At 30.5% G+C, this 25,448-nt stretch carries 28 protein-coding genes; 7 read left to right on the top strand and 21 right to left on the bottom strand.

The window, feature by feature from the left end; translation table 11 throughout:
- Positions 1-57: 57 nt before the first annotated feature.
- From atpA to ACFQ1O_RS11245, 12 genes are all read right to left on the bottom strand, one after another.
- Positions 58-1,638: a F0F1 ATP synthase subunit alpha gene (gene atpA / locus ACFQ1O_RS11190; RefSeq protein ID WP_377716107.1), complete on the bottom strand. Its 1,581-nt coding sequence runs from the start codon at positions 1,636-1,638 to the stop codon at positions 58-60.
- A gap of 29 nt (positions 1,639-1,667) precedes the next feature.
- Complete coding sequence (gene atpH / locus ACFQ1O_RS11195) at positions 1,668-2,204, bottom strand: ATP synthase F1 subunit delta (protein WP_377716108.1); 537 nt, start codon at positions 2,202-2,204, stop codon at positions 1,668-1,670.
- A gap of 7 nt (positions 2,205-2,211) precedes the next feature.
- Entirely contained in the window at positions 2,212-2,712 is a 501-nt protein-coding gene (locus ACFQ1O_RS11200) for a F0F1 ATP synthase subunit B (protein WP_377716109.1), read from the bottom strand.
- A 95-nt stretch (positions 2,713-2,807) separates the two neighbouring features.
- Complete coding sequence (atpE, locus tag ACFQ1O_RS11205) at positions 2,808-3,002, bottom strand: ATP synthase F0 subunit C (protein WP_377716110.1); 195 nt, start codon at positions 3,000-3,002, stop codon at positions 2,808-2,810.
- A gap of 81 nt (positions 3,003-3,083) precedes the next feature.
- Complete coding sequence (gene atpB / locus ACFQ1O_RS11210) at positions 3,084-4,193, bottom strand: F0F1 ATP synthase subunit A (RefSeq protein WP_377716250.1); 1,110 nt, start codon at positions 4,191-4,193, stop codon at positions 3,084-3,086.
- A gap of 140 nt (positions 4,194-4,333) precedes the next feature.
- On the bottom strand, positions 4,334-4,705 hold the full coding sequence (locus ACFQ1O_RS11215; protein WP_377716111.1) for a DUF6168 family protein: 372 nt from the start codon (positions 4,703-4,705) through the stop codon (positions 4,334-4,336).
- 3 nt (positions 4,706-4,708) lie between these two features.
- Positions 4,709-4,936, bottom strand: coding sequence for an AtpZ/AtpI family protein (locus ACFQ1O_RS11220; protein ID WP_377716112.1), 228 nt, complete (start codon positions 4,934-4,936; stop codon positions 4,709-4,711).
- Positions 4,905-5,318 (bottom strand): bactofilin family protein, encoded by a 414-nt coding sequence (locus ACFQ1O_RS11225; protein WP_377716113.1) that lies wholly within the window; start codon positions 5,316-5,318, stop codon positions 4,905-4,907. Before ACFQ1O_RS11225 ends, ACFQ1O_RS11220 begins: the two co-directional genes overlap by 32 nt.
- Before the next feature lie 23 nt (positions 5,319-5,341).
- Positions 5,342-7,870, bottom strand: a complete 2,529-nt coding sequence (gene porW, locus ACFQ1O_RS11230; RefSeq protein WP_449301291.1) for a type IX secretion system periplasmic lipoprotein PorW/SprE — start codon at positions 7,868-7,870, stop codon at positions 5,342-5,344.
- A gap of 170 nt (positions 7,871-8,040) precedes the next feature.
- Complete coding sequence (locus ACFQ1O_RS11235) at positions 8,041-8,448, bottom strand: DUF2059 domain-containing protein (RefSeq protein WP_377716115.1); 408 nt, start codon at positions 8,446-8,448, stop codon at positions 8,041-8,043.
- Between the two features lie 227 nt (positions 8,449-8,675).
- On the bottom strand, positions 8,676-9,335 hold the full coding sequence (locus tag ACFQ1O_RS11240) for a hypothetical protein (RefSeq protein WP_377716116.1): 660 nt from the start codon (positions 9,333-9,335) through the stop codon (positions 8,676-8,678).
- Positions 9,332-9,673 carry a PadR family transcriptional regulator gene (locus ACFQ1O_RS11245; RefSeq protein ID WP_377716117.1) on the bottom strand — a complete coding sequence of 114 codons (342 nt, stop codon included), beginning with the start codon at positions 9,671-9,673 and terminating at the stop codon, positions 9,332-9,334. Before ACFQ1O_RS11245 ends, ACFQ1O_RS11240 begins: the two co-directional genes overlap by 4 nt.
- Positions 9,674-9,805: 132 nt before the next feature.
- Between ACFQ1O_RS11245 and ACFQ1O_RS11250 the strand changes: the two genes are divergently transcribed.
- Positions 9,806-10,864: a 2Fe-2S iron-sulfur cluster-binding protein gene (locus tag ACFQ1O_RS11250; RefSeq protein WP_377716118.1), complete on the top strand. Its 1,059-nt coding sequence runs from the start codon at positions 9,806-9,808 to the stop codon at positions 10,862-10,864.
- A 33-nt stretch (positions 10,865-10,897) separates the two neighbouring features.
- Here the strand turns inward: ACFQ1O_RS11250 and ACFQ1O_RS11255 are convergent, their stop codons facing one another.
- From ACFQ1O_RS11255 to ACFQ1O_RS11265, 3 genes are read right to left on the bottom strand one after another with little or no spacing between them, the layout of a single operon-like run.
- Positions 10,898-11,083 carry a helix-turn-helix domain-containing protein gene (locus ACFQ1O_RS11255; protein ID WP_377716251.1) on the bottom strand — a complete coding sequence of 62 codons (186 nt, stop codon included), beginning with the start codon at positions 11,081-11,083 and terminating at the stop codon, positions 10,898-10,900.
- Complete coding sequence (locus tag ACFQ1O_RS11260) at positions 11,076-11,537, bottom strand: Lrp/AsnC family transcriptional regulator (RefSeq protein WP_377716119.1); 462 nt, start codon at positions 11,535-11,537, stop codon at positions 11,076-11,078. The genes ACFQ1O_RS11255 and ACFQ1O_RS11260 overlap by 8 nt, the downstream gene beginning before the upstream one ends.
- A 40-nt stretch (positions 11,538-11,577) precedes the next feature.
- Positions 11,578-11,760, bottom strand: coding sequence for a hypothetical protein (locus ACFQ1O_RS11265; RefSeq protein WP_377716120.1), 183 nt, complete (start codon positions 11,758-11,760; stop codon positions 11,578-11,580).
- 264 nt (positions 11,761-12,024) lie between these two features.
- Here ACFQ1O_RS11265 and ACFQ1O_RS11270 point away from each other — a divergent pair, with 264 nt between their 5' ends.
- A complete protein-coding gene (locus ACFQ1O_RS11270) occupies positions 12,025-12,801 on the top strand; it encodes a hypothetical protein (protein ID WP_377716121.1) in 777 nt (258 codons plus the stop codon).
- A 160-nt stretch (positions 12,802-12,961) separates the two neighbouring features.
- On the opposite strand, the gene ACFQ1O_RS11275 is transcribed toward ACFQ1O_RS11270, so the two are convergent.
- Positions 12,962-14,086, bottom strand: coding sequence for a helix-turn-helix domain-containing protein (locus tag ACFQ1O_RS11275; protein ID WP_377716122.1), 1,125 nt, complete (start codon positions 14,084-14,086; stop codon positions 12,962-12,964).
- Between the two features lie 174 nt (positions 14,087-14,260).
- Here ACFQ1O_RS11275 and ACFQ1O_RS11280 point away from each other — a divergent pair, with 174 nt between their 5' ends.
- Positions 14,261-16,198, top strand: a complete 1,938-nt coding sequence (locus tag ACFQ1O_RS11280) for a hypothetical protein (protein WP_377716123.1) — start codon at positions 14,261-14,263, stop codon at positions 16,196-16,198.
- Positions 16,199-16,300: 102 nt separating this feature from the next.
- On the opposite strand, the gene ACFQ1O_RS11285 is transcribed toward ACFQ1O_RS11280, so the two are convergent.
- The 3 genes from ACFQ1O_RS11285 to ACFQ1O_RS11295 all read right to left on the bottom strand — a co-directional run bounded on the left by ACFQ1O_RS11285 (position 16,301) and on the right by ACFQ1O_RS11295 (position 18,975).
- Complete coding sequence (locus tag ACFQ1O_RS11285; protein ID WP_377716124.1) at positions 16,301-17,335, bottom strand: glycosyltransferase family 9 protein; 1,035 nt, start codon at positions 17,333-17,335, stop codon at positions 16,301-16,303.
- A 46-nt stretch (positions 17,336-17,381) separates the two neighbouring features.
- The gene (locus ACFQ1O_RS11290) at positions 17,382-17,990 is read right to left on the bottom strand and encodes a DUF4254 domain-containing protein (protein WP_377716252.1); all 609 of its coding nucleotides are present in this window, start codon (positions 17,988-17,990) and stop codon (positions 17,382-17,384) included.
- 76 nt (positions 17,991-18,066) lie between these two features.
- A complete protein-coding gene (locus ACFQ1O_RS11295; RefSeq protein WP_377716125.1) occupies positions 18,067-18,975 on the bottom strand; it encodes a hypothetical protein in 909 nt (302 codons plus the stop codon).
- A gap of 225 nt (positions 18,976-19,200) precedes the next feature.
- Here ACFQ1O_RS11295 and ACFQ1O_RS11300 point away from each other — a divergent pair, with 225 nt between their 5' ends.
- Complete coding sequence (locus tag ACFQ1O_RS11300; RefSeq protein WP_377716126.1) at positions 19,201-19,428, top strand: DUF6341 family protein; 228 nt, start codon at positions 19,201-19,203, stop codon at positions 19,426-19,428.
- 74 nt (positions 19,429-19,502) lie between these two features.
- Here the strand turns inward: ACFQ1O_RS11300 and purD are convergent, their stop codons facing one another.
- Positions 19,503-20,774 (bottom strand): phosphoribosylamine--glycine ligase, encoded by a 1,272-nt coding sequence (purD, locus tag ACFQ1O_RS11305; protein ID WP_377716127.1) that lies wholly within the window; start codon positions 20,772-20,774, stop codon positions 19,503-19,505.
- Positions 20,775-20,883: 109 nt separating this feature from the next.
- Between purD and ACFQ1O_RS11310 the strand changes: the two genes are divergently transcribed.
- The 3 genes from ACFQ1O_RS11310 to ACFQ1O_RS11320 all read left to right on the top strand — a co-directional run bounded on the left by ACFQ1O_RS11310 (position 20,884) and on the right by ACFQ1O_RS11320 (position 24,086).
- Positions 20,884-22,185, top strand: coding sequence for a phenylacetate--CoA ligase family protein (locus ACFQ1O_RS11310; protein WP_377716128.1), 1,302 nt, complete (start codon positions 20,884-20,886; stop codon positions 22,183-22,185).
- Between the two features lie 86 nt (positions 22,186-22,271).
- On the top strand, positions 22,272-22,856 hold the full coding sequence (locus ACFQ1O_RS11315) for a hypothetical protein (protein WP_377716129.1): 585 nt from the start codon (positions 22,272-22,274) through the stop codon (positions 22,854-22,856).
- A gap of 57 nt (positions 22,857-22,913) precedes the next feature.
- Positions 22,914-24,086 (top strand): glycosyltransferase family 4 protein, encoded by a 1,173-nt coding sequence (locus tag ACFQ1O_RS11320; RefSeq protein ID WP_377716130.1) that lies wholly within the window; start codon positions 22,914-22,916, stop codon positions 24,084-24,086.
- Here ACFQ1O_RS11320 and ACFQ1O_RS11325 read toward each other — a convergent pair.
- Entirely contained in the window at positions 24,083-25,444 is a 1,362-nt protein-coding gene (locus ACFQ1O_RS11325; protein ID WP_377716131.1) for an exopolysaccharide biosynthesis polyprenyl glycosylphosphotransferase, read from the bottom strand. The genes ACFQ1O_RS11320 and ACFQ1O_RS11325 overlap by 4 nt on opposite strands.
- Positions 25,445-25,448: the final 4 nt, after the last annotated feature.

Raw genomic sequence — 25,448 nt, forward strand, 5'->3', positions numbered from 1 at the left:
GAGTATTGAGTATTCAGTAGTGAGAAAGAATCTCACTACTCAATACTAAAATCTAATTTAAGCTTTATAAGTAGCTGATAAATCTTTAGCTACAGAAGTTAAAGTATCAGTAACTTCGTCAGTTAATTTACCTTTCTTTAAAGTATCTAATATATTTCTATGCTTAGCGTTTAAAGTTTCGATAAAGTTTCTTTCGAAATCTTTTACTTTATCTACAGGAACTTCTCTTAATAAGTTTTTAGAACCTGCATATATAATAGCAACCTGATCTTCTACTGTGTAAGGATCATTCTGTGCTTGCTTTAAAATCTCTACATTACGCTTACCTTTTTCAATTACATTTAAAGTAGCAGCATCTAGGTCTGAACCGAACTTAGCAAATGCTTCTAATTCACGGAACTGAGCTTGATCTAATTTTAATGTACCAGATACTTTCTTCATTGATTTAATCTGAGCAGAACCTCCTACACGAGATACAGAGATACCTACGTTAATTGCTGGACGTACACCCGAGTTAAATAAATCTGATTCTAAGAAAATCTGTCCATCAGTAATCGAAATTACGTTAGTAGGAATATATGCAGAAACGTCTCCCGCCTGAGTTTCGATAATTGGTAAAGCTGTTAATGAACCACCTCCTTTTACAACGTCTTTTAAAGACTCTGGTAAATCATTCATGTTCTTAGCAATATCATCATCTGCAATAACCTTAGCAGCACGCTCTAATAATCTTGAGTGTAAGAAGAAAACATCTCCAGGATACGCCTCACGTCCCGGTGGTCTTCTTAATAATAAAGATACCTCACGGTAAGCAACTGCTTGTTTAGATAAATCATCATAAACAATTAAAGCTGGTCTACCAGTATCTCTAAAATATTCTCCAATTGCTGCTCCTGCGAAAGGTGCATAAACCTGCATTGGTGCAGGATCTGATGCGTTAGCCGCAACAATTGTAGTATAAGCTAAAGCTCCTTTTTCTTCTAAAGTCTTTGCAATTGCAGCAACAGTAGAAGCTTTTTGTCCTACTGCAACGTAGATACAAAATACAGGCTCTCCAGCATCATAAAATTCTTTTTGATTTAAGATAGTATCGATACAAACCGTAGTCTTACCAGTCTGACGGTCACCAATTACTAACTCACGTTGTCCTCTACCCACAGGAATCATAGCATCAATAGATTTGATACCTGTTTGCATTGGCTCGTTTACAGGTTGTCTGTAAATTACACCAGGAGCTTTACGTTCTAATGGCATTTCGTAAGTCTTACCTTCTATAGGTCCTTTACCATCTATTGGGTTACCTAAAGTATCTACTACACGTCCTACAACTCCTTCACCTACATTAATAGATGCAATACGTTGTGTTCTTTTTACTGTAGATCCTTCAGAAACTCCTGTTGATGGTCCTAAAAGTACCACCCCTACATTATCTTCTTCTAAGTTTAATACGATACCCTCTAATCCGCTTTCGAATTCTACTAATTCTCCATATTGAGCATTAGACAATCCGTAAACACGTGCAATACCGTCTCCAACTTGAAGTACAGTTCCTACCTCGTCTAAAGAAGCTGTTGCTTCAAATCCTGATAGTTGCTTTTTGATGATTGCTGATACTTCAGCAGGTTTAACTTCAGCCATTTTTATTGATAATTAAATGTATTCTAAAATTAGTTTTGAGAAAAAGTTCTCTTTAAATTGTTTAATTTATTCGCAATACTTGCGTTATACTGTAAATCTCCTACACGTAAAATAAATCCTCCTAAGATAGACTCATTTACTTTATTTTCAATTACAGCATCTTTACCTGTTAATTCTTTAACCTTAGCTAATACTTGAGTATTTAATGCTTCCGTTAAAGGAATTGCAGTAGTAACTACAGCTTTTTGTTTTCCACTATCAGCATCAAATAAGTTCGTATACTCATTCGCTGTTATTGCTAATAAGTTTAAACGCTTATTCTCTGCTAACACATTTACTAATCCCTCAGTTATTGGATTTGTATTAGCGAATATCTCTTTTAAAGCGGCAGTTTTCTGAGCTACTTTTACTATTGGACTATCCAATAACATTTGTAGTTCTTTACTAGCTGCAACCGTAGCAACAATTTGCTTCATATCATCATTTACTACTGGTGCAGTTTTCTGATCTTTAGCTAAATCTAAAATTGCTTTGGCGTAACGTATTGCTGCTCTAGTTCCTTTCATTTTAGTCTTAGTTTAAAGTTACTTCTGCTAAAGACTTCTCAACTAAACCTAATTGCTTGTCTTTATTAGATAACTCTTCTCTAACTACTTTCTCTGCAATCTCTACAGATAAACTAGCTACAGTATTTTTTAACTCAGCCATTGCACTTGCTTTTTCAGCTGCAATAGTTGCTTGTGCTTGTGCAATTGTTTTATCAGCTTGTGCTTGTGCTTCTGCTTTAGCATCTGCAACAATCTTATCTTTCATCTCACGAGCATCTTTTAACATTGCTTCACGCTCTGCTCTAGCTTCTTTTAATAACTTTTCATTATCAGCTTGTAAGTTAGCCATTTCTTTCTTCGCATTCTCTGCAGCATCTAATGCTCCTTGAATTCCTTCCTCTCTACTCTGTAAAGAATCTAAAATAGGCTTCCAAGCAAACTTACGCATTAATACTATTAATATTAATAAGATGATGGCTTGCATGAAAAACAACCCTGGTGAAAAATCATTTAATAACTGATCCATTATAACTTAAATTAATTCGTTCTAACTCTTGTTTGTTTAATTCTAATAAACACTTCCTGCAACCAACCGTTACAGGAAAGTGCTTTTAATTTTAATTATGCACCTAAGATTAAAGCACCGAATGCTAAACCTTCTAATAATGCACCAATAATAATCATCGCAGTTTGGATTTTTCCAGCCGCTTCAGGTTGACGAGCGATACCTTCCATCGCTTTACCACCGATTTGACCTAAACCGATACCACCACCGATAACGATTAATCCTGCACCTACTAAATTTGGAATTGCCATAATAATTGATTTATATATTAATTAAACAAAATTTTATTCTACTTCTAAAATCTCTTTAAGAGACACCTAACTAAAGGTTTTTTAATGGTGTTCATGCTCTTCAACTGCCATCCCTATAAATAAGGCAGACAACATTGTAAAAATAAATGCTTGTAAAAAAGCTACTAACAACTCAATAACCATGATGAATAATGTTAACAAAACAGACATTCCTGTTGAAGCATAAGGACCGAAGTCTTTTTTCATTATTATCATTAAAGCAATTAAACTCATTACAACAAAGTGACCTGCCGTAATGTTTGCAAATAAACGCACTAACAGAGAGAATGGCTTAATTAACACAAACCCTACTAATTCTATTAATGCTAAAACTGGTCTTAATATTTTAGGTACACCTGGCATCCATAATGTATGCGCCCAAAAATCTTTACTACCGTTAGTCATATAAATGATAAGAGTAAAAATTGCTAAACATGCTGTTACTGCTATCTGACCTGTAACGTTAAAACCTAACGGTGTTAAACCTAATAAATTTAATACCCAGATAAAGAAGAACACAGTCAATAAATAAGGCATAAACTTTCTATACTTCTTCTCACCTATATTAGGTCTAGCTATTTCATCTCTAACATAGATTACTAAAGGTTCTAATACTCTTGAGAAACCAGTAGGAATAGTTTTTCCTTTTTTATAACCTTTAGCTAAAGCACTAAAACCTAATATCATTAACAAACCTGTTAATAGCATCCCTACAACTGACTTGGTAATAGAAAAGTCTAACACTTTCTTAGCATTAGTTGCATGGTGAGCTTCATCAAAAGCTACAGTTGTAGCACCTTCGTTCAACTCATATATCTTACTGTGAATCTTTACTAACTTAGTATCCCCTGCATCAACAATTACATGACCATCGTCGTTATGATGAAAAGCTGAAGACATAAATGTCTTTAAACCATTACTAGTCCAAACTATTACAGGCAATGGAATACTATAATGTGTACCAGACTTATTGTCTGTATAAAAATGAAAATCGTGAGAATCTTTTAAGTGATGCTTTATATATGCTTTCACTTCCTCCTTTGTATCAACTGGGTTTCCTTCTCCAGAACCTCCACCTGCATAAGCAGTCATAGATAAAAAAGTTACTACTAATGTAATTACAATCTTGATAGATTTTTGTGCGATCATCATACCTTTATTCAATAATAAAATTTATGCTCTGTAAATTTCGGTGCAAAGGTACACAATAAATTAAAACTGCAAGCGCTTTTTTTACTTAGTTTTTCTAAGACTCTAATAAGCATGAGGAATCTGACAAAAAAAACAGCTAACTATTTGCTGTTTAATAACTTCGAAACTCCTATAGCTTCAATAATTAAAAATAAAAACAATGGAATAATTAATGACAATTTATCTGATTTCACAAGATTTACATTTCCAAAAATGGATTCTTGAAAAAACAACATAAACACTCCCATCTTAATAAAGATAGCAGCTAAATACGCATAACCCGCTTGCGATGGTAATTTATCAGCCATTAATTCTATAATCGCATAAACAACAACTGCAGCAATTGCATGAAATAAATAATTATTAAATAAAGAAAATGGCAAACTCTTAGAAAGTAATGCATCGTGTAAAAAATACGATGCAACAAAACTTGCAACCACTATAAGTGTATAAAATAATACTCTTTTTATCATTTTCTATTTTTTATTTGAAATATTAGTGACTTGTTTTATCACCGAATACATTGCTAAAAAAACTGCAGTTAGTGTAACAATCTTAGTGTATAATTCATTTTCGTTAGGAAATTTCCCGTCTAACCACTTACCTAATAAGCTACCTAAATATATTGTAGCCCCCATTTGTAAAGCGATACCCGAAAATCTAGCGTAATTTTTAAGCTGTTTTTTCCGATTGTTTTTGTCCACTATCTCCGTTTAATTCTTTTACAGTCCCACGCATAACACAAGTAGCGTTAAATGTAGCATTTGGCTCAACTGCTAATTTACCTACCTCAACATCACCCTGAACATTGGCTGAAGATTTTAAAGAAAGAATACCTGACACCTTTAAAGTTCCAGAAAATTTACCTTCTATATCTGCATTCGAACAAATTAAAGTTCCATTTACTTTTCCTGAAGTACCAATAACAACTTTACCATTGGTATTTATGTTTCCTTCTATTTCACCTTCAATTCTAAAACCACCTTCAGAAACCAAATCACCCACTATTTTAGTTCCTTGAGCAATTCTATTTTGTTGATTGGTATTAGAAGCTGTTGACTTAGTTTTTTTATTTTCTGAAAACATTTTAATTGTAAATTTAGTTGGAGTTAGGGTATTAAATCCAAATTCTTATGAATTTGAACTGTCTTATAATTATGAGATGATAAAATCTTATAATTATCTATAATTGGATATTTCTTTTTATTCTCTTCTAAATAATAATGGAAGTTCTTACCCAGTTCTGGAGTTATAAAACCATGAACAACCACCAATTGCTTATTAGAGCTATAATAGTCTTTAGAAACCTTTAAATGATTTCTATAAGTTTCTTTTAACCCCTTGTTAATTGCTTCTTGAAGTTTATCGGCTTTTTCAGTATCATCCTTATCAAAAACATACACTAATTTGTAGCTTCTTCCAGTTTCTTCTTTGTTAATTACCAATTTTTCTAAGACCGGTATCGATTTTTGCATTAATTGCTGTGCACCTTTACCCTCATCTGTATTAGGATAGTTTAAGGCTACATAATTTACTGCTTTCTTGTAAGCATTAAAACCTTGTATTTTACCTATTACTGTGGCTTTTAAAAACTCATACTTAGCAACTATTGGCTCTCCTTCAAACTGAAGTATATATTTTTCTAACAATTCTAAAACCTCCTCATATTCTTGTTTTTCAAATTGTTTGTATAATTTATTATAAATCACTTCAGGACTACCTTCATCTACACTAAGAGTTGCTGCTGGATTACGTAAAATTTCTGCATACCTCGAGCTTGGATAATTAGTAATAATATCGTTTTTAATAGACTCTTGTCTTGCAGAGTTATTCATTTCTGAATACACTTTATACAATTGATATTTGGCAGGTAACTCTAGCCTTTCTGCTGGCTTAAACTTTATTAATTTTTCCAATCTATTTGCCGACAAAGGATACTCTTTAAACTTTTGCTTATAAATTAACCCTAATTGATAGTATGCAAAATTTCTTTTCTTTACAATACTATCTATTTGCTTCTTTTCTGTTGGAAGTTGAGCTAAGTAAAATTCTGGTTTATAAATATCTTTTTCTTCTAATTTCTCTACCACTTTAGCTTCTTCTTTTTCTTTACCAAAGTCTATATTTACACCTTTATCAGATCTACGCCAATTATCTTCTAACTTCCTATCTCCCCATTGTTTTCTAAACTCATTTTTACCATAAGCAATCGTATTAGGATTATAGAAATAAAACGAAGCTTGAGGCCCTGAAGGTTTACCGTTAAGTTGCGTAGTTTGCCCTCCCAAGTTAGCAGCCAATAATTTATTAGCCTCTACCACCTTCTTTAATGAATCCTGTTGTTTTAAGAATTTAATATGCTTTTCATAATAAGCAATTCGCTCATCATCAGTATAATTAAGCACTTTAATTATACTATCGTTTCTTTTTGCTTCATCTTCATAAGCTATAACATCTTTAAGATTATCTCTCTTCTTTTTAAAGAAACGAAATTCTTTGGTGTTTTTTTTCAAATTCAACATTGTGCTATCATAGTAAGCTCCTGCTAACTTATATTCTGTAGCATCAAACTTATAATCGCCCAAGGCTCTGTAATCTAAAGACTTTAGGTATTTATCTTTATTGGCTAATCTTACAGATTTATTGTAATAATCTTGAGCTAACGAATCTATACCTCCTTCTTGATAATACACAGCTTTTAAATTATACAGCTTGTCTAAATAAGGTCTGTTTTCTCTATTAGCTATTAACTTATCTAAATGCTCAGAATACTCTAGTTTATTTCCTTTTTCAAAATCAAAGTTTCTTGCTTTAGCCACGTGAGCATTTATATAATATACCCTAAGCGTTTTACGTTTTAGCTTTATAATTTCATCAAAGGCACTGTTAGCACTGTCTTTATAACCTAACCTGTTATACAATTGCCCTTTTATATAACCTAACCTACCCTTAACTTCTTTATCTTTAGAATTATCTACGGCTATTTTAATATGAGGCAAAGCACTATCTAAATGCTTATTATTAATGTACGCTTGAGCTAACATAGCGTGAGCATCAGATACATCTTGTTTCTCAATATCTTCTTTCTCTATTAAACGTTTAAGATTTTTAATAGCTAATTCTGTATTCTCTAAACGAATATTAACTTTTTCTCGCCAAACTTTTGCATGGTTTATTTTATCACTTGCCGGATATTTATAAAGAATGTAATTAAATGCTTCTAAAGCCGGAATAAAACGCTGATCGAAATAACGAGCTTTACCTAATAACAAGTATGCCTCGTCTGCTTGAGGATTCTTTTCTTTTCCACTAATATTCATACTATGCTTCTGAATGGCCTTTACAGCTTTTTCTTCTGCACGTTCGAAATTGGGATTTTTAGCAGTTCCTGGTAACAACAAATCGTCTGACACCTCCATACGTTCAACCGGAAGTATGTTCCAATAATCATCATAAAATGATTCTATTAGGGCATCTTTCCCTGATTGAAATGCAATATCACCATTATACAATATGTTATATTTGGTTGTAACGGCATGAAAATTTCTGTTTAAAAAACGATCTTTCCTCCTAGAACAACTCGTAATAACAAAAGCTACAACTACTAGACTCAGTATATATTTAAAATGTTTCTTCAAGACCACATTCTTTTTTACTAGATAACTAAAAAAACACCTATTTAGTATCTTAATCTGTAAAAATACGTTTCTTTTTGAAAAAAGATACTTTTTGACTTAATTTATTATAGAATCTAAAAAAAGAAAAGCCCTTATAAACTAAGGGCTTGATATTAAAAATATAATTTAACTTAATTCGTAGCGTATTTTTGAGCTATTTGCTGAACTTCCATCCCCCAATTCTGACCTAATTGCATTCCTTTTTGGGTTAATTGAACTTGTTTTGTCGACAGTTTTTTACCCAATTCTGAATCGTAAAACTTATTTAACTGAGCAATTTCTGCAGGTGTAAATTCTTTCATATACATATCTGCCATTTTATCGTATAAACCACCTAAAGTTCCTTTTGCTTCTTTTACAAAAGCTGCTTTTTTAGCTTCTGGAACAGTTGCTCCGATTTGCGCAACTGCATTTATAAAAGTGTCTTCAGTTACTGTTTTCTTTAAAAATTTAATCGTTTCTGCTTTAAAGTTAGCATCGTCTTGAGCTTGCATTATAAAAGCACATAAAAACATGCTTATAAATAGTACTTTTTTCATTGTATTTGTATTTAATATTAATTACTGTTTAGCTATTAAAGATAGTGAAAAATTACCCTAACAACAATTTATACTTACTATCTAATTCTTCTTGCTTTTCTATTTTCGCTTCTATTTCTGAAGCAATATGATCTACCATTTCCAAACGGACATCTACTAAAACCACTCCAGAGTTTTTTAGATAGTTATCTATAAACTGTATATCTTGTGTTTTGGTAATTTCATTTCTAACTATAAATTAAATCGTAATATTTCTTTTGTTTTTTAAATAATCTTAAAAACATTTTAAAGCCAACAACGAAAAAGAAAGAAATAATAGCCATAAAAACTATGTTTTCTTCAGCATACTCTGTTCTTAATTGTTCCTTAGTAGCTACAAAAGGTAGTAAGTTTGGCAACATACAAAATACCATAACTTGAGAAACTACTAAGTTTAATAACATAGATTTATTATTAACTTTAAAATATCTTATGAAGTTAACAATAAACCCAACTAATACCACAAGCAAAATTATAAAGTATGGAACTATACTAGCTTTAGCTGACATCTCATTAAGCAAATAAAAAGCAAGCATCATGATAACAATGTTAACCCCTAAAAAAAATGGATTCATAATACTATTTTTCAACTCTAAGCCATAAGTCTTAAAATATATTTTACCAACAAATTTTCCTTTAGCTTTTACATGTTCTTTTAATGTTTTATAATCATACTTTTTCCTTATTTCTAAAAAAGCTTGCTCAAACGTTAAATTACTTACATTAATAATCTTTTCTATTTCGCATGCTATATGATCTACTAACTCATAACGTACATCCCAAAATTGTACACTTTTCTTTTTTAAATATTGGTCTATTTGCTGTAATTGATCTTTACTTAAACTCATGACTCTAATCCAAATTTTGGGTTAAACAATACTTGCATATTTGCAATATAGTCCTGTAATTCTTTCAACTTACTAACGGTTTCTTCTTTTCCCTTTTCAGTAAGCTTGTAATACTTACGTAGCCTATTATCTACCCTGGCTACCTCAACCTCTAATACACCTTCAGCTTCAAGCTTATGCAGTGCAGGATATAATGCTCCTTCTGTAATTTGCAACTCTCCTTTTGTAAGCTCTTTAACCTTTTGAGTTATTTCATAACCATACATTTTATCTGCTTCAGACAATAACTTTAAAATAATCGTACTCAAACTTCCTTTATATAATTTTGAGTTTCCCATAATTAAGAAATTTTTATAAATACAAACATACATAAATTATTTATGTATATAAATTTCTTAGGTATATTTTATATTATTTTCGTGCTAGTATCTAATATGGTATTGTTATTTTAGCCAAAATTTTGTCATAAAATGAGCAGATTTCATTCATTACATATAAAAGACATCAAAAAAGAAACTTCTGATACTGTTTCTATTAGCTTTGATGTTCCAGAAAATTTAAAAGCCGATTACAAATTTATTCCTGGTCAATATTTAACTTTAAGAACCAATATTAACAACAAAGAAATTAGACGTTCTTATTCTATTTGTACAGAACCAGCTGCAAACGACTTACGAGTTGCTGTAAAACAAATAGAAAACGGATTATTCTCTACTTTTGCCAATACTCAGTTAAAAGAAAACGACATATTAGATGTTGGTTCACCTGAAGGAAAATTTACTTTGGAAACGAATCATAACAGCAAAAAAAATTATGCTGCTTTTGTTGCAGGTAGTGGTATAACTCCTGTAATGTCTATGATTAAAGATGTATTACATCATGAACCTAATAGCTCTTTTGTTTTACTATATGGCAATAAAACCCCTGAAAACACTATTTTTTATAGCGAAATTGAAAATTTAAAAAAGGAATTCTTCGGAAGGTTTTATGTGTACTACACCTTTACCCAAGTTAACGAACAAGATGCCTTATTTGGACGTATTGATACAGAAAAAGTTAATTATATTCTTAAAAACAAACATAAGAACATAGAATTAAACGCTTTTTACTTATGTGGCCCAGAAGACATGATCAATACTGTTTCTAACACATTAGAAGAAAACAAAGTACCCAAAAGCGCCATTCATTATGAGTTATTTACTGCTGCTACAAGTACCCCTAATAAAATAGACACTGACACCTTAGATGGAGATGCTAAAGTTACTATAACATTAGACGATGAAGAGTTTAATGTAATTGTAAAAGAAAACGAAACAATACTTGACGCTGCTTTAAAACAAGGCATAGATGCACCTTACTCATGCCAAGGAGGTGTATGTAGTAGTTGTATTTGTATGGTTACCGAAGGAGAAGTAACCCTGCTAAAAAATTCTGTTTTAACAGATGGTGAAATTGAAGAGGGTTTAACCTTAGCTTGTCAAGCTGTTTCTAAATCGCCTGTTATTAAAGTAGATTTTGACGATATTTAAAATTTTAATCTCTTGAAAAGATATTTAAGACCTTCACTTATAGAGGGTCTTTTCTTTTTTATATACAGATGGTGTCATTCCAACTATATTCTTAAATGCTTTATTAAAAGCCGACTTTGAATGAAAACCAGACATTTTACTAATTACCTCTATGGTAAAATTAGAAATTTCTGGATAACTTTCTTTACATAATTTGCAGATAAAACAAGGACTACAAATTTATATTTGTTTGACATTTAATATAACTCATCACAAATGAACTTTGAATGTTGGATATTATTTTTAATTTAGAAATTTTGTGTTTAACAAAGTACTGGTATTCATCCATATCTTTTAAAACAACTTTAATCAAAAAATCAAAACTTCCAGCTATATAAGAAGCTTCAAGTACTTCGTCTAAAGAAACTATATATTTTTCAAATTCATCAAATAGTTCTTCCTGGTGCTTAATTAATTTAACTTGGCAATAGACAACCATTTTTAAACCAAGTAACTCTGGTTTAATTATAGCCACATATTTATCTATTACTCCGTTATTTTCAATTCGTTTAATCCTCTCGTGAACCGGACTGACAGATAAATTAACTTTTTGAGCTAATTGTTTAATTGACTGTTTACAATCTAGTTGTAATTCATTGATTATTTTAAAATCTACAATATCTAATTTATTCATATTAATTTAGAGATAGAGTTATTAAATATAAAGTCTGATATTAATAAGTTTCTGTTTTAAGTTTTTCTAAACTTAGAAACCATCTAGCTATTGCTCTATGTTCAGGATTCTTAGATACCAATAGAACTTTTTTTGAAATTCTTTTTAGCATAATTTCAGTTTCCAAACTAGTTTCTCCTAGAAAATACTTATTTAAAATATCATTTATATTTTTTTCACTCATTACATTATTATTTATAACACTATGACGATATAAAGGTGTTTATGTAACAACTATTTACCGATTAAAAGACCTAAAAAAACAATTACAGGAATATATTCTGCTAACTGCTATTTTAACTCTTACAAACAGCATAAAGCACCTGTAAACAAAGCATTTAAAGTTTTTATTACTGAAAACAATTCAAGCTAAAAATTGCCTGTATTAAATCAATACATTTGCCTGTCTTTCTTACAAAATCGTTCATTAACAAAACAACATATTCATATGAATAAAAGAATTATTTTATTTTTAATATTATTCAGCTTTTCTACTATAATTTACAGTCAGGTAGGAATTGGAACAACCACACCAAATAATGATGCTGCATTAGATATATCAAGCTTAAACCGAGGCTTATTATTACCTAGAGTACCTTTAACTTCAACAACTAACTCCACTCCAATGAATAATCATGTTATGGGAATGGTTGTGTACAACACTAATAATTCACAAGATCTAACCCCTGGAGTATATTATAATGATGGAACTAAATGGGTTAGAAGCAGCCCCATTTATTATAGAAATCACTTTACTCAAACAACCAGTTTAACTATTCCATCTAATACCACCTATTATGCTATTCCAGGTTTGTCCGGTCTAAGTATCAATGTTCCCAAAGATGGTTATTATCAATTTAACTTTACTGGATATTATGCTACTCCCCAAGCCACTTCTTCAGGTAATCAAGGTATGTTTTATTGTACTGGTGAAGGATATTTTAGAATTAATATAGGAAGTAACACAAAGCTTAGTTATACACATTCTACTTCTTTTGTTAAAAATGACGGGTTAGGAGAGAATAGTATTCACCATTTATCTAGTACTGCGGTTGCTTCTGGTCAAATCTATTTAACAAAAGGAACACATAGTGTCGATATTCATTTTTATCAATATTTAACTGATCATTATTGCACATTAGGGCAACAATCTGTTGTAGGGAAATTTCCAGGATATAATGATTCTGATGAGTGCACTTTATCTATTTTTTATGTTGGAGATTGATATAAATAATATTAACCCCTTACCCACTCAACAAAATTAATTACAAAAATTAATTCGGGTGCAATGAAAATTGCTAAACACAGCGTCTTACTATCTGGGTTGTAAGGCGCTTTTTAGTTTAACAGCGCTAAACATCTTTCTACATATTTAAGATCTTCACTTATAGAGGGCTATTTTCTTTTTTATATACAGATGGTGTCATTCCAACTATATTCTTAAATGCTTTATTAAAAGCCGACTTTGAATGAAACCCTGACATTTCACTAATTACCTCTATGGTAAAATTAGAAGTTTCTTTTGCTATTAAGTATTCTTTTGCTTTTTCAACTCTATAACTATTGATAAAAGTTGCAAAGTTTTGCTCAAACTCAGTATTTAAAACATTGGATACGTATTTACTATTAGATCCAACTTGTTTAGAAAACTCATGAATTGTTAAATTACTTTTTAAAAAAGGTTCTTCTGAAGATATTACATTTAATATTCTCTCTTTTAACAGTTTGTTTTTATCATTATTTTCTTCTTTCCCTATTTCTTCAATTAAACCAAATTGAGCTTCTTGAAAAAAAACTTTTTCTTGATTTACTCCTTTATAACCTACAAATAAAAAATAACAACACATAAACAAACTCATAACTATCATTAGAGTATAATTTGCCTCATAACTCTGGATTACATATAACCCTATTATAAAAACTACATATCCAAAAATATAATGTTGCATCCATAATAAATCTACTCCTTCATTATACGAAAAGACACTATTTAGTTTTTGCTTATGTTGTTTGTAATGTGTAAAGGTTTTATAGATGTAATATATGTTCTGTAATGGAAACACAAACAATAAGGCCACAGCATTAGTATAACTCATTACATAAGAAACAGTTAAAGTAAATTCGTTTTCAGTTTCATCAATAACATCCTTTAAGTAAAAAAAAGAAATCAGATTAATTATTAATAAAAATAATGGTATCAGGTAATGTTTAGCAATAATACTGTTACTCTTTTTTAAAGTTAAATCAGATAACGATAAAACATAAAAGTAAAATGTAGGTGGTATAGTTACAATTGCTACATAAAAAAGTAATGAAAATAAATTTACAATTAGGTTGGACTCACTTGTAAAATTACCGACCAAGAACATAGCTAAAAGAACCACTATGAACAACAAAAAAAAGCTTCCTAAAATACTAAAACGATTTTGCTTATTCTTTGCTTTATAAAACAGGTATAAAGAAAAAAATAAAGCACAAAAAGTAGGTAGTAATAGTATATAGTTCTTCATTTCTATAGTAAATATATTACAATTTTTAAATTTACCTACAGAACAAAGATGCTTTATTCCCCTTTTATTTACTAGCTTTTCCGTAAATCAGTACACCTAATCTTAAATCGCTACTTCATTTTATACACTTGAGACATAAGTTTGCATCATTAATCCGAAATAATACCCGAATTTATGAAAGCGATTTACACAATTTTAGCTATCTTTTTAGCTATAACAACCCAAGCACAAGTAGGAATAGGAACCACAACTCCAGATGCAAGCTCAATATTAGATATTGAATCTACAACTCAGGGAATGTTAACTCCTAGAATGAATCAAGCTCAGAGAAATGCAATAGTATCACCAGCAACAGGTTTATTAATTTATCAAACAAATAACACTCCAGGATTTTATTATTACAACGGAACTACTTGGACTCCTTTTGGTGGTTCAGATGATGATTGGACAGTATCAGGAAACGATATGTATAATTCAAACTCTGGAAATATTGGTGTAGGAAATACTTCTCCAACAGCTAAATTTCACATTACCGGAACTACTGGCGGTGGTGGAACTTTATTAAACCAAGACTTCAATTCTTATACAGTAATAGAAAACAACTCTAGTAGTGGTTGTACAGTAGATGGATGGGAATCTACAACTACTGGTGACACAAACGCAAACTGTTCATCGTGTACAGGAACTTGGATTTATATAGACTCTGATGAATCTGGTTGTAGCCAAAATGCAACGGCTATTGTAAACTTATCATCTAACCCAACTACAACATCAATTAATATTAGTTTTGATTATCGTTATAATGATTATACTGGTGCTGATGACATATTTAGAGTCTATTTATATAATAACACTACAACTTCTCAAGTTGGTGCAGACTTAATTAATACTACTACAGATGTAGATACATCATACTCAGGTTCTGCAACAGTTACAGCTGGCAACAGTTATTCTATACGATTTGAATATACTGGTATATTTGACTACGGAGCATCAATAGACAATGTTTTAGTAACAGAAGCAGCAGGTCCTGCAACATCTGTTTTCAGACTGGAAGATGGTAACGAACAAACAGGATATGTTCTAACATCTGATGCTAACGGAAATGCTACTTGGCAAGCTGTTTCAGGAGCCGGATCTGCACAAACTTTAAGTATTTCAGGTAACGATTTAACTATATCTGGAGGAAACACAGTAACCTTACCATCTGGTGGTGGATCTACAACAGCAGATAATGGTTTGTCAATAAGTGGTGGAGATGTGGTTTTAGGCGGAACATTAATTAACAACACGACCATTAACTTAGATGATAACGATTTAACTTTCTCGACTGGTACTGGAGCTTTTCCGGGTGATATTATTTTTGAAGGAAGTAGCAGGACTGTTATGGAGACAAATCTAGAAGATAATTACATAAACTTTGGTGGTGGATTCCCTTCAGTTGACACTGACGACGGTTCTAGTTTTAATGACTCTGGTAACTCGAGTTATACTAAAGATTTTGTTGCAGGCTTTTATAATGGCTCTTCAGGTGGATCTGCTATTGCATTAGGATCAATAGAATATATTGTAGACGGTACAAGCGAATTATTTTTAGAAACCAGTGCGTTAAGCCCAATGGATAATTTAGGAGCAGATTTAGGGGCTGGTAGTGCTTTTCAATCAGGCCCAGTAAGAAATTGGGACGATGTATATGCGCAAGACTTTATTGCAACAGGTGGTACTACTTATAATAGAATATCAGGTAGGGAAAAAAATCAATCTAGAGGTTTAGCAGAAATCATGAAATTAGAACCAATAACTTATAGAGAAGAAATTAGAAATATTGGAAATAGAACTTCTAGGGTTGAAGAAAGGGATATTAGATTAGGCTTTACCACTAACAATCTACTAAATGCTATTCCAGAAGCAGTTAAGACTTCTGATTGGGTTACTTTAAAAGAAGGAGAGGATCCTATAAAGATGACTATTGATAACCCTACTGGAATCATGTATAATCAAATAATTCCAGTAACAGTAAAAGCTATTCAGGAACAACAGGCACAAATTGAAGAACTAAGAAGAATGATTCTTGAACTAAAGAAAGAAAATAAACAATTAAAAAAGAAATAATTTTAGTTTACCTCACACTCAACAAACTTAATTACAAAATTAATTCGGGTGCAATGAAAATTGCTAAACACAGCGTCTTACTATTGGTTTGTAAGGCGCTTTTTAGTTTAACAGCGTTAAACATCTTTCTACTATAGTAGCAACTTTGATGGTATCAAAACAAGTAATATATATTTCAGGATATTTATTACCGTAAATAGATGTAGGTATTTTAGGATACAACTCTAAATCTGGTAAAACTTGATTCTTTTCTGGCTGATTAAAAGGCACAAAACCTGCATATGGATGAGTTACTCCCCACACAGTAATAACAGGTACACCATACATTGCTGCCAAATGACCATTGCCAGAATCCATAGAAATCATAACATCTAAATTAGAAATAAGACCTAACTCCTCTTCAAAAGAAAACTTTGAAACGACATTAATTACATTGTTAAACTTTTCAGTTATGTTGTCTAACAACAACCGTTCTTCTTTTCCTCCACCAAACAATAAAATACTAGTATTAGATTCTTGAGCCAACTTAGCCACTACTTTTTCCATTCTATCTAAAGGAAACATTTTTCCTTTATGAGCCGCAAAAGGTGCAATACCTATTAATTTATTACCCTTAAAAGATTCTAAAAAAGGTATGTTTATAGCACCCTTTTGTTTTAAAATCAGTTCACTTAAGTCTAATGAAAAACCTAATAATCTAAACACATCGGCGTATCTTTCATGAGTTGTTTGTAAGGGCTTGAGAACTTTATTATCGGGCCTTGTTAAAGCTTTTTTATCTGCCCTTCCCTTATGTATCTGCTGATATGGAATACCTTTCAGTTTTAAAAACCTAATCAATATATTAGAACGTAGAACATCATGTAAATCTGCTACAGCATCGATATCTAATTTAGATAATTCTTTAGATAACCTTCTAAGGCCTAAAAACCCTTTATGTTTTCCTTTTAATTCTGGAGAAAATACTTTTACATTAGGAATATCATTAAAAAACACTCCATAGAAAGCTCTGGTTAATACGGTTACTTTAACTTCTGGATGCTGCTGTGTAAAGGCTTTTAAAACCGGCACTGTCATAGCTACATCACCCATAGCTGATAACCTAATTACTAAGATATGTTTGAATTGAGCTTTCAAATTTATTAGTAGAAAAGAAATCCTGAATTTTCATTCAGGATTCATATTATTTTTGAGAACGTAATACTGGATTTAACTCATCATCATTATACATTTTCATTTGCTTGTATACTTTCATGTATTTATCTCCTTTTTCTATATCAGACAATAAAGTATCTATTGCAGTAGATAAATCTACTCTTTGCTCAAGTAATACATCTAATTTTTTCTGACAAGCTGCTTTATGTTCTTCTGAAGCATCAGAACGATTAGCTTCTTCATGCATATGATATACCTTCAATGCTAGAATAGATAACCTATCTACTCCCCAAGCTGGACTTTCTGTATTAATAGTTGCTCCTTCTTTAGTTTTAACATCTTTATATTGATCTAAAAAGTAACTATCTACATATTCTACCATATCTGTTCTATCCTGATTAGAAGCATCTATTTTACGCTTTAAATCTAATGCCGCTACAGGATCAATATTCGGATCACGAATAATATCTTCGTAATGCCATTGAACAGTATCTATCCAACACTTTCTGTATAATAAATGTGCTAATAAATCCTCATTTTTATCGTACTTATTTTCAAAAGGTTGATATACATCATCTTTAATATGATAGGTGTCTATAGCCTCTTGAAATATTTTATTAGCTTTTTCTGTAAACATCATAGGTAAAATTTTATAATTTCAAAGGTACTATTTCAAAACGAAATTTTATAACCTTAAACTGTTTTAACTTTTTTTAAAGAAAATTTATTCCAAGAACTATTAACATCAATACATATATACTTATTGATTGAATAGTGTTATTGAGTCTTTCTAAAAACACACTCAAAATACAAGACAACGGAAAATATGTAAAAATTAAAATAGATAACGATTCTGTATTTGATAAAAAACTCAACAATACACTCACTAATAGAATAACTGATACTAAAAGATATGTTGATTTATTTTTTTTGGTTTTCTCTCTAACATTAACTGGTAATAAAAACAAACCAATTATTATTAGTGTTACAAACAAAGCCAATAATAATATGTTTTTAAAAGAATTGAAGTTTAGTAAAAACTGAAATGATACTTCTTTAAAATATGATATTTCTCCCCAAAAGAATAATTGACCCGTACTTGCAATAACAAATACTATAAATAAACTGACTATAGGAACTAACCAGTTTTTATAATAATTAGATGCATACAACAAAATGCCTATATATAAGGCTAATAAATAAATTATAGCAACAGAATGAAACAGGCTTGCAACTGCAATCCATAAAGCTGCATCAAATATTTTTTTGGTAGTATTTAACTCTGATTTTAAGCTAATGATTTTCCTTAAAGCTAATAATACAAATGCATTGGCTATTACTAGGTTAAAATTATTTAAAGCATCTTCAAAAAAACCAAAAAAGAGAGCAAACAATAAAATTATAAAACTGTTCTGATCTGATAGCGCATTCTTTTTAGCAATGAAATCAACTGCAAAAATGGAAAAAATGACTATTGCTGTAGCAAAAAGTAATTTCCCTACAGTAGTTGCATCTACTACTTCTAGATCTAGAATTTGATTAGTTAAGAAACTAATTAAAACCAATAAGCCTGCTAAAACAAGATTGATAGGCTTAGATTTATTAAAAATTGATGCAATCATTGGTTATAATGGTTTTCTAAAAAGAAAAATAATATCAAATAAATTATAAAATGAGACTTAAAACTCGAGGTTGCTTTTTTCTCTTTTGAAGCTGTAATATAATTGCATCGCCTTTGCTACGCAAGTTTATTACAATGAAAAAAGAGGAAAAATGAACAAGTGTTTTTGTTTTATTTTGTGGTTTATTTGGTATACTGTATATTTGTTGGCATAAAAATAAGAAAGATGACTGATTTAGTTTACGCAATACAAGATTTATTTATGGCTTTATTAGCTCCTATGGGAGATATGGCAAAATTAGAGCTTGAAAACTGGTGGGCAGCTAACACTATAAACTGGATTTTAACCTTAATAGGGTTTGTAGCAATTTTATACTGGTTAAAGCAATTAAAAATATTTAACGAAGAAGGAAAAGAAAGAAGAGATATTGTTTCTCACTCTTTTTTTGAATAAACCTTCGTTCATTTTATCATAATAAAAAAAGCCCTTTGAAAATTTCAAAGGGCTTTTTTATATACTAGTATTTTTTACAAATCGAAACCTAAATCGGTTCTGTAATACATTTTATCAAAGCTAAATTTAGCTACATTGCTATAAGAAGTAGCTAAAGCCTCTTTAAAGTCTTTACCATAAGAAGTCATTGCTAATACTCTACCACCATTAGTAACTACCTTATCTCCTTCTAATTTTGTTCCTGCATGAAAAGGAATAGAGCCATTAATAGTATCTAACCCTATTAATTCTTTTCCTTTTTCGTAAGCTTCAGGATATCCTCCAGAAACAGTCATTACTGTACAAGCAGAACGCTCATCTAACTCTATAGAAACTTTATCTAATGTTTGGTTACCTACTGCTTGAAATAATTCTACTAGATCTGATTTAACTCTTGGTATTACTACTTCTGTTTCAGGATCTCCCATACGAACATTATATTCTATAACATATGGTTCGTTATTAACTCTAATTAAACCTATAAACACAAAGCCTTTATATGGAATATTATCTTTTACCAATCCGTTAATAGTAGGTTTTACTATACGGTCTTCTATTTTTTGCTTTAATACCTCATCTGCAAAAGGAACTGGAGAAACTGCTCCCATACCTCCTGTGTTTAATCCTGTATCACCTTCGCCAATTCTTTTATAATCTTTAGCCATTGGTAAAATTTTGTAGCTTTTACCATCGGTTAATACAAAACAACTTAACTCAATACCATCTAAAAACTCTTCTATAACTACTTTAGCACTTGCATTACCAAATTTAGCCTCTACTAACATCTCTTTTAAAGAATCTTTAGCCTCATGCAAGTCTTGTATTATCAACACTCCTTTTCCTGCAGCTAAACCATCTGCTTTTAATACATAAGGAGCTTTTAAACTCTCTAAAAAAGCATATCCTTGTTCTAAATTATCTGCTGTAAAACTTTTATATGCGGCAGTTGGTATGTTATGACGAAACATAAACTCTTTAGAAAACTCTTTACTTCCTTCTAAAGTAGCTCCTAACTTTTCAGGACCTATTACAATTACCTCTTTTAGTTGTTCATCTGCTAAAAAGAAATCATGAATACCTCTAACCAACGGATCTTCTGGTCCAACTACCACCATTTCTATTTGATTAGCAATGACAAAATCTTTTATTTTATCAAACTCTGTAACATTAATAGCTACATTAGTTGCTATACTCGCAGTACCTGCATTTCCTGGTGCTACAAATAAGTTAGAACATTTATCACTTTGCGCAATCTTCCATGTAAAAGCGTGTTCTCTACCTCCAGATCCTAATATTAAAATATTCATTTTTGTGTGTTGTTTGTTGTGCTGTTAAATTACTTTTATCTTTACCCAAAATGAAAGCTTTATTATGGCCTCCTGCTAAAAAATAAAGTGCAAAATTAAGATATATTAAATGAATAGCATTGATTTTTCATTAAAACTAAATCAATTTCCTATTGATGAGGCTAAAAAAGAATTAAAAGAAATTCAAGCCCTTAGCGATAGTGACTTTAAAAAGTATGTAGAAAATCAAAAAAAGGCTATTGTTCAATATCATTTGCAACACAATACTTTTTATCAATCTTTAGTTAAAACAGATGATCCTAACTGGAATGACTTGCCAGTTCTGGCCAAAAAAGATTTACAAATCCCGCTAATAAAAAGATTGAGTAGAGGTTATACACCTAAAAATTGTTATATAAACAAAACATCTGGATCTACTGGAGATCCTTTTTATTTTGCCAAAGATAAATTTACACATGCATTAACTTGGACTGTAATACAAAACAGATTCAATTGGCACAATTTATACGGAAAAAAACAAGCGCGTTTTTACGGAATTCCTAAAGACAAAAAAGGGTATTACAAAGAGCGAATAAAAGATCTTTTTGCTAATAGATATCGCTTTAATGTTTTTGATTTATCGGATAGAGCTTTTGAAAGTTGGATTCGAAAATTCAAGAAAAACAAATATGTTTTCTTAAATGGCTATACTACCGTAATTGTTGCCTTTGCAGAGTTTTTGATTCAAAAAAACATAGTTCTAAAAAATATTTGTCCAACAATAAGTGCTGCTGTTGTAACTTCAGAAATGTGCTCAGAAGAGGATAAAATTTTAATGCAAAAAGCTTTTGGCATACCCGTGATAAACGAATATGGCGCCTCTGAACTAGATTTAATTGCATTTCAGAACACTCAAGACCAATGGGTTATAAACAATGAAACACTATTTGTTGAGGTATTAGATCAAAACAATCAACCTTTACCAAATGGTGAGGTTGGAAAACTCGTTATTAGCTCTTTATACAACAAAGCTCATCCTTTTATTCGCTATGAATTAGGCGATATGGGAAGCATAAAAAAATTAGATGATAAAACAGTTGTATTAGAAAAATTAGAGGGTAGAAAAGAAGATTTAGTTAGATTACCTAGTGGAAAGGTAGCACCTGGATTAACTTTTTATTATGTAACTAAATCCATCATGAAAGATAATGGATTGGTTAAAGAAATTAAGGTTACCCAAACAGCTTTAGATACATTTGAAATTCATTATTCTTCAATAACAGAATTAAACAACAATCAAAAACTAGATATTACTAATGCTTTGCATAATTATTTAGAACCTAATCTAAATGTTCAGTTTATTTATTTTACACAATTAGAGCGCTCGAAAAGCGGGAAATTGAAGCAGTTTACTTCTTTTATAGAACAATAAACTTTTAAAATATTAATTCATTTTCATTATTAAACTTGTAAGAATTAGATTTATTTTTGTTATTCCAAATCTAATTTATCAAAAAAATGATTAAGAAATTATTATTGCTTATTTGCCTATCAAGCAGCGTTTTTTTAACCGCTCAAGAAGAGAACACTCAAGCAAGTGTTGAAAAAAATCAATGGGGAGTAACTATTGGTTTAGTAGAAGCCAAACTACAAAACGAAATAAAATTAGCCCGCAAAGCCACTCTACGCCTAGAAGCCGGTGTAGATTTATTTAGTTATGAGTATTTAAGTTTTGAAAGCTCTAGACTAAAAGAAAAAACAGGTTTTCTTTTCGCCCCTACCATAACGGCAGAACCTATGTTTTATTACAACATAGACAGAAGAAAAAACCTAGAAAAAAATACAAATAGAAATTCAGGAAATTACTTTTCTTTAAGGACACTTTATGGTTTTACTGAAAGTGAATTATACAACTCTAATAACAATATTGAGCTTTCTAATACTTTTGTAATTGCCCCTAAATACGGAATTAAAAGAGCTTTTGGAAAAAATTTCTTCTATGAATTTGGTTTTGGTTTAGGTTGGATACAGACTAAAGTAAATTCTAAAACAGAAAGTAATCTTTATGTAGATATAAGTACTAGAATTGGCATTAACTTTTAAGCATTGCTAAACATAATTTTATTTATAGTAAGTTTGTCTTTATAGTTACATTGCTAAATGAGCCGTAAAGACATTCTTATTATATCTAATTATTTTCCACCTGAGACAGGTGCAGCTCCTAATAGGATATATTCTTTAGCTGAGAACTTAACTAAAAATGGATATAATACTACTGTTCTTTGCCCATTACCCAACTACCCTTTTGGGTCTATTTTTAAAGAGTACAAAGGTTCTTTTATTAAAAAAACGAATGAAGATGATTTAACGGTTTATAGGCTTTGGCTTTGGGCAAATAACTCTAAAAATAAGTTTATTCGCTTATTTTCTATGCTATCTTTTTCGCTGACTTTATTCTTTTTTTTATTATTCAAAAAAACACCCAAAAAAGTAATTATACAGTGTTCACCTTTATTTGTAGGCTTTTTTGCTGTATTAGTTTCTAAGTTAAAAGGAAAAAAAGTTATTTTAAATGTATCTGATCTTTGGCCTTTGGCCGGATTAGAGATGGGAATACTTAATAAAGGTTTTTATTATTCTATACTAGAAAAAATAGAAGTTTTTAATTATAAGAATAGTCATTTAATCATGGGGCAATCTGAAGAAATTTTAACTCATATTTCTAAAAAAATGCCTGATAAAAATACTTTTCTATACAGAAATTATCCTGATTTTAAAACACCAATTATTCAGGGAACAAAATCATCAGAAAAAATAAAAATTGTCTATGCTGGTTTGTTAGGAATTGCACAAGGGATTTACAAAATATGTCAAGAAATTGAGCTGCCGAAAAACATTGAATTTCACATCTATGGTAATGGGCCTGAAGCAGAACTAATTACTAAAATAGCTCAAGAAAAAGATAATATCTTTTATCACAACTCTATTTCTAGAGAAAAACTACACGAAGAATTACAAGAATATCAATTAACTTTAATTCCTCTTAAAAATAGGATTTACGGTTCAGTACCATCTAAAATATTTGAATATAGCCGATTAGGGCTACCCATTTTATATTTATCTGAAGGAGAGGGGAGTGATTTAGTTGTTAAAAATAAACTAGGCTATAGCATAGCTAGTAACGATTTTAAAGCTTTGAATGAGTTTTTAGAAAGCCTGAATAATAAATCTATTTCCCTGCCTTTAAAAACAGATATAATTGATACGGTTGAAAGAAACTTTGATCTAGATATACAATTTAAAAAATTCTTGCAGAGTATTTCTATTTTTTAAAAAGCTTTGTCATCGCCTTTAAAAAGCTTCAATACTGTTAATAATATAATCTTTAAGTCTAAAAGAATTGTCCAGTTTTTAATATAAAAAAGATCTAATTTAACCCTTCCTATTATATCGGAATCTTCATTTACAGCGCCTCTATATCCTCTTACTTGCGCTAAACCAGTAACTCCTGGTAAAATTAAATGCCGAGCCATTAATTGAACATTATCTACTTGATCTGCATAGGCTTTGTTATAGGCTAACATATGTGGTCTTGGCCCTACAACAGACATATCACCCTTTAGAACATTAAAAAACTGAGGGAGTTCGTCTAAACTAGTTGCTCTTAAAAACCTTCCTATTGTTGTTATTCTATTATCTTTCTTATCTACATGTAATTTATCATCATCTACATTTACCCTTAAAGACCTAAATTTATAGCACTTAAAGGTTTTGTAATCTAATCCGTTTCTATCTTTTATATAAAATAAAGAACCTTTAGATTCTAGTTTTATCAATATAAATAAAAGAGGAGTTAGCCATGATAAAACACCTAATATCACTATCAAAGAAAATAATATATCAAAAGCTCTTTTTAACAATCTATTACTCTTTTTATTCAATGCCAACTCTTGCATTTTAAGTACTGGAAAATAATCATAATAATCTACATCAAATCCAGCAGACATAATTTGATTAGAATCAGGTATAAATTTTAATGTTTTAAAATGAGTATTGGCGTACTTAACTAATTTATCTATCTCTTCTTGGCTAAACTCACTAATAGAACAGTAAATATCATCTACATTATTTCTACTCAAAAAAGTAAAAACATCTTTAAAGTTTCCTATTCGTTCTTTAATATCTTCATTGGTAAAAAAGCCTAAATACTTATAGCCGTAAATGGGCCTTTTAGAAAAGAATTCTTCAAGTGTTTTAGTTGCTTGATTATATCCTAAAATAATTGTATTTCTATTACTTCCTCCTTTTAATCTATAGGTTTTTAAGCCCCAATAAACTAGAATTTTTACCAAGAAAAAAACTGTAAAAAGTATCAGTAAGAAATAAATTACTTTAGGTAACTGTAATGTTGTTGTACCAAATGAAAAATAAGAAAAGTATATTAATGAATATAACAAGTATTGTTTAGATGCTGTGATGGCTATTTTAACAAAACTTGTAAAACGATATACTTGATAATAACTAGTGAAAAATGAACTCGACAACCAGCCTACTAATAAAAAGGGGGTAAAATAAGGAGATGTTAACCTAAGTGGATGTACGTAATAAACGAATGCTATTAAAATAGCAATGTCTATTAAATACAACAAAGGTCTTATAAAGCCAGAATATCTGCCCCTTTTTAATGTCATTAAT

Source organism: Pseudofulvibacter geojedonensis (genome assembly GCF_042675745.1).
GTDB classification, from domain to species: Bacteria; Bacteroidota; Bacteroidia; order Flavobacteriales; family Flavobacteriaceae; genus Pseudofulvibacter; species Pseudofulvibacter geojedonensis.

Bases quoted from the DNA above. Each gene is read 5' to 3' on its own strand.
- ACFQ1O_RS11225 (WP_377716113.1), bottom strand. From the start codon at position 5,318: ATGTTTTCAGAAAATAAAAAAACTAAGTCAACAGCTTCTAATACCAAT.
- ACFQ1O_RS11245 (WP_377716117.1), bottom strand. From the start codon at position 9,673: ATGGGAAACTCAAAATTATATAAAGGAAGTTTGAGTACGATTATTTTA.
- atpA (WP_377716107.1), bottom strand. From the start codon at position 1,638: ATGGCTGAAGTTAAACCTGCTGAAGTATCAGCAATCATCAAAAAGCAA.
- ACFQ1O_RS11315 (WP_377716129.1), top strand. From the start codon at position 22,272: ATGATTAAGAAATTATTATTGCTTATTTGCCTATCAAGCAGCGTTTTT.
- ACFQ1O_RS11275 (WP_377716122.1), bottom strand. From the start codon at position 14,086: ATGAAGAACTATATACTATTACTACCTACTTTTTGTGCTTTATTTTTT.
- ACFQ1O_RS11270 (WP_377716121.1), top strand. From the start codon at position 12,025: ATGAATAAAAGAATTATTTTATTTTTAATATTATTCAGCTTTTCTACT.
- ACFQ1O_RS11295 (WP_377716125.1), bottom strand. From the start codon at position 18,975: ATGATTGCATCAATTTTTAATAAATCTAAGCCTATCAATCTTGTTTTA.
- atpE (WP_377716110.1), bottom strand. From the start codon at position 3,002: ATGGCAATTCCAAATTTAGTAGGTGCAGGATTAATCGTTATCGGTGGT.
- ACFQ1O_RS11260 (WP_377716119.1), bottom strand. From the start codon at position 11,537: ATGAATAAATTAGATATTGTAGATTTTAAAATAATCAATGAATTACAA.
- purD (WP_377716127.1), bottom strand. From the start codon at position 20,774: ATGAATATTTTAATATTAGGATCTGGAGGTAGAGAACACGCTTTTACA.
- ACFQ1O_RS11300 (WP_377716126.1), top strand. From the start codon at position 19,201: ATGACTGATTTAGTTTACGCAATACAAGATTTATTTATGGCTTTATTA.
- ACFQ1O_RS11240 (WP_377716116.1), bottom strand. From the start codon at position 9,335: ATGAGTTTAAGTAAAGATCAATTACAGCAAATAGACCAATATTTAAAA.
- ACFQ1O_RS11250 (WP_377716118.1), top strand. From the start codon at position 9,806: ATGAGCAGATTTCATTCATTACATATAAAAGACATCAAAAAAGAAACT.
- atpB (WP_377716250.1), bottom strand. From the start codon at position 4,193: ATGATGATCGCACAAAAATCTATCAAGATTGTAATTACATTAGTAGTA.
- ACFQ1O_RS11215 (WP_377716111.1), bottom strand. From the start codon at position 4,705: ATGATAAAAAGAGTATTATTTTATACACTTATAGTGGTTGCAAGTTTT.
- ACFQ1O_RS11310 (WP_377716128.1), top strand. From the start codon at position 20,884: ATGAATAGCATTGATTTTTCATTAAAACTAAATCAATTTCCTATTGAT.
- ACFQ1O_RS11235 (WP_377716115.1), bottom strand. From the start codon at position 8,448: ATGAAAAAAGTACTATTTATAAGCATGTTTTTATGTGCTTTTATAATG.
- ACFQ1O_RS11200 (WP_377716109.1), bottom strand. From the start codon at position 2,712: ATGGATCAGTTATTAAATGATTTTTCACCAGGGTTGTTTTTCATGCAA.
- ACFQ1O_RS11265 (WP_377716120.1), bottom strand. From the start codon at position 11,760: ATGAGTGAAAAAAATATAAATGATATTTTAAATAAGTATTTTCTAGGA.
- ACFQ1O_RS11280 (WP_377716123.1), top strand. From the start codon at position 14,261: ATGAAAGCGATTTACACAATTTTAGCTATCTTTTTAGCTATAACAACC.
- ACFQ1O_RS11290 (WP_377716252.1), bottom strand. From the start codon at position 17,990: ATGTTTACAGAAAAAGCTAATAAAATATTTCAAGAGGCTATAGACACC.
- ACFQ1O_RS11320 (WP_377716130.1), top strand. From the start codon at position 22,914: ATGAGCCGTAAAGACATTCTTATTATATCTAATTATTTTCCACCTGAG.
- atpH (WP_377716108.1), bottom strand. From the start codon at position 2,204: ATGAAAGGAACTAGAGCAGCAATACGTTACGCCAAAGCAATTTTAGAT.
- ACFQ1O_RS11325 (WP_377716131.1), bottom strand. From the start codon at position 25,444: ATGACATTAAAAAGGGGCAGATATTCTGGCTTTATAAGACCTTTGTTG.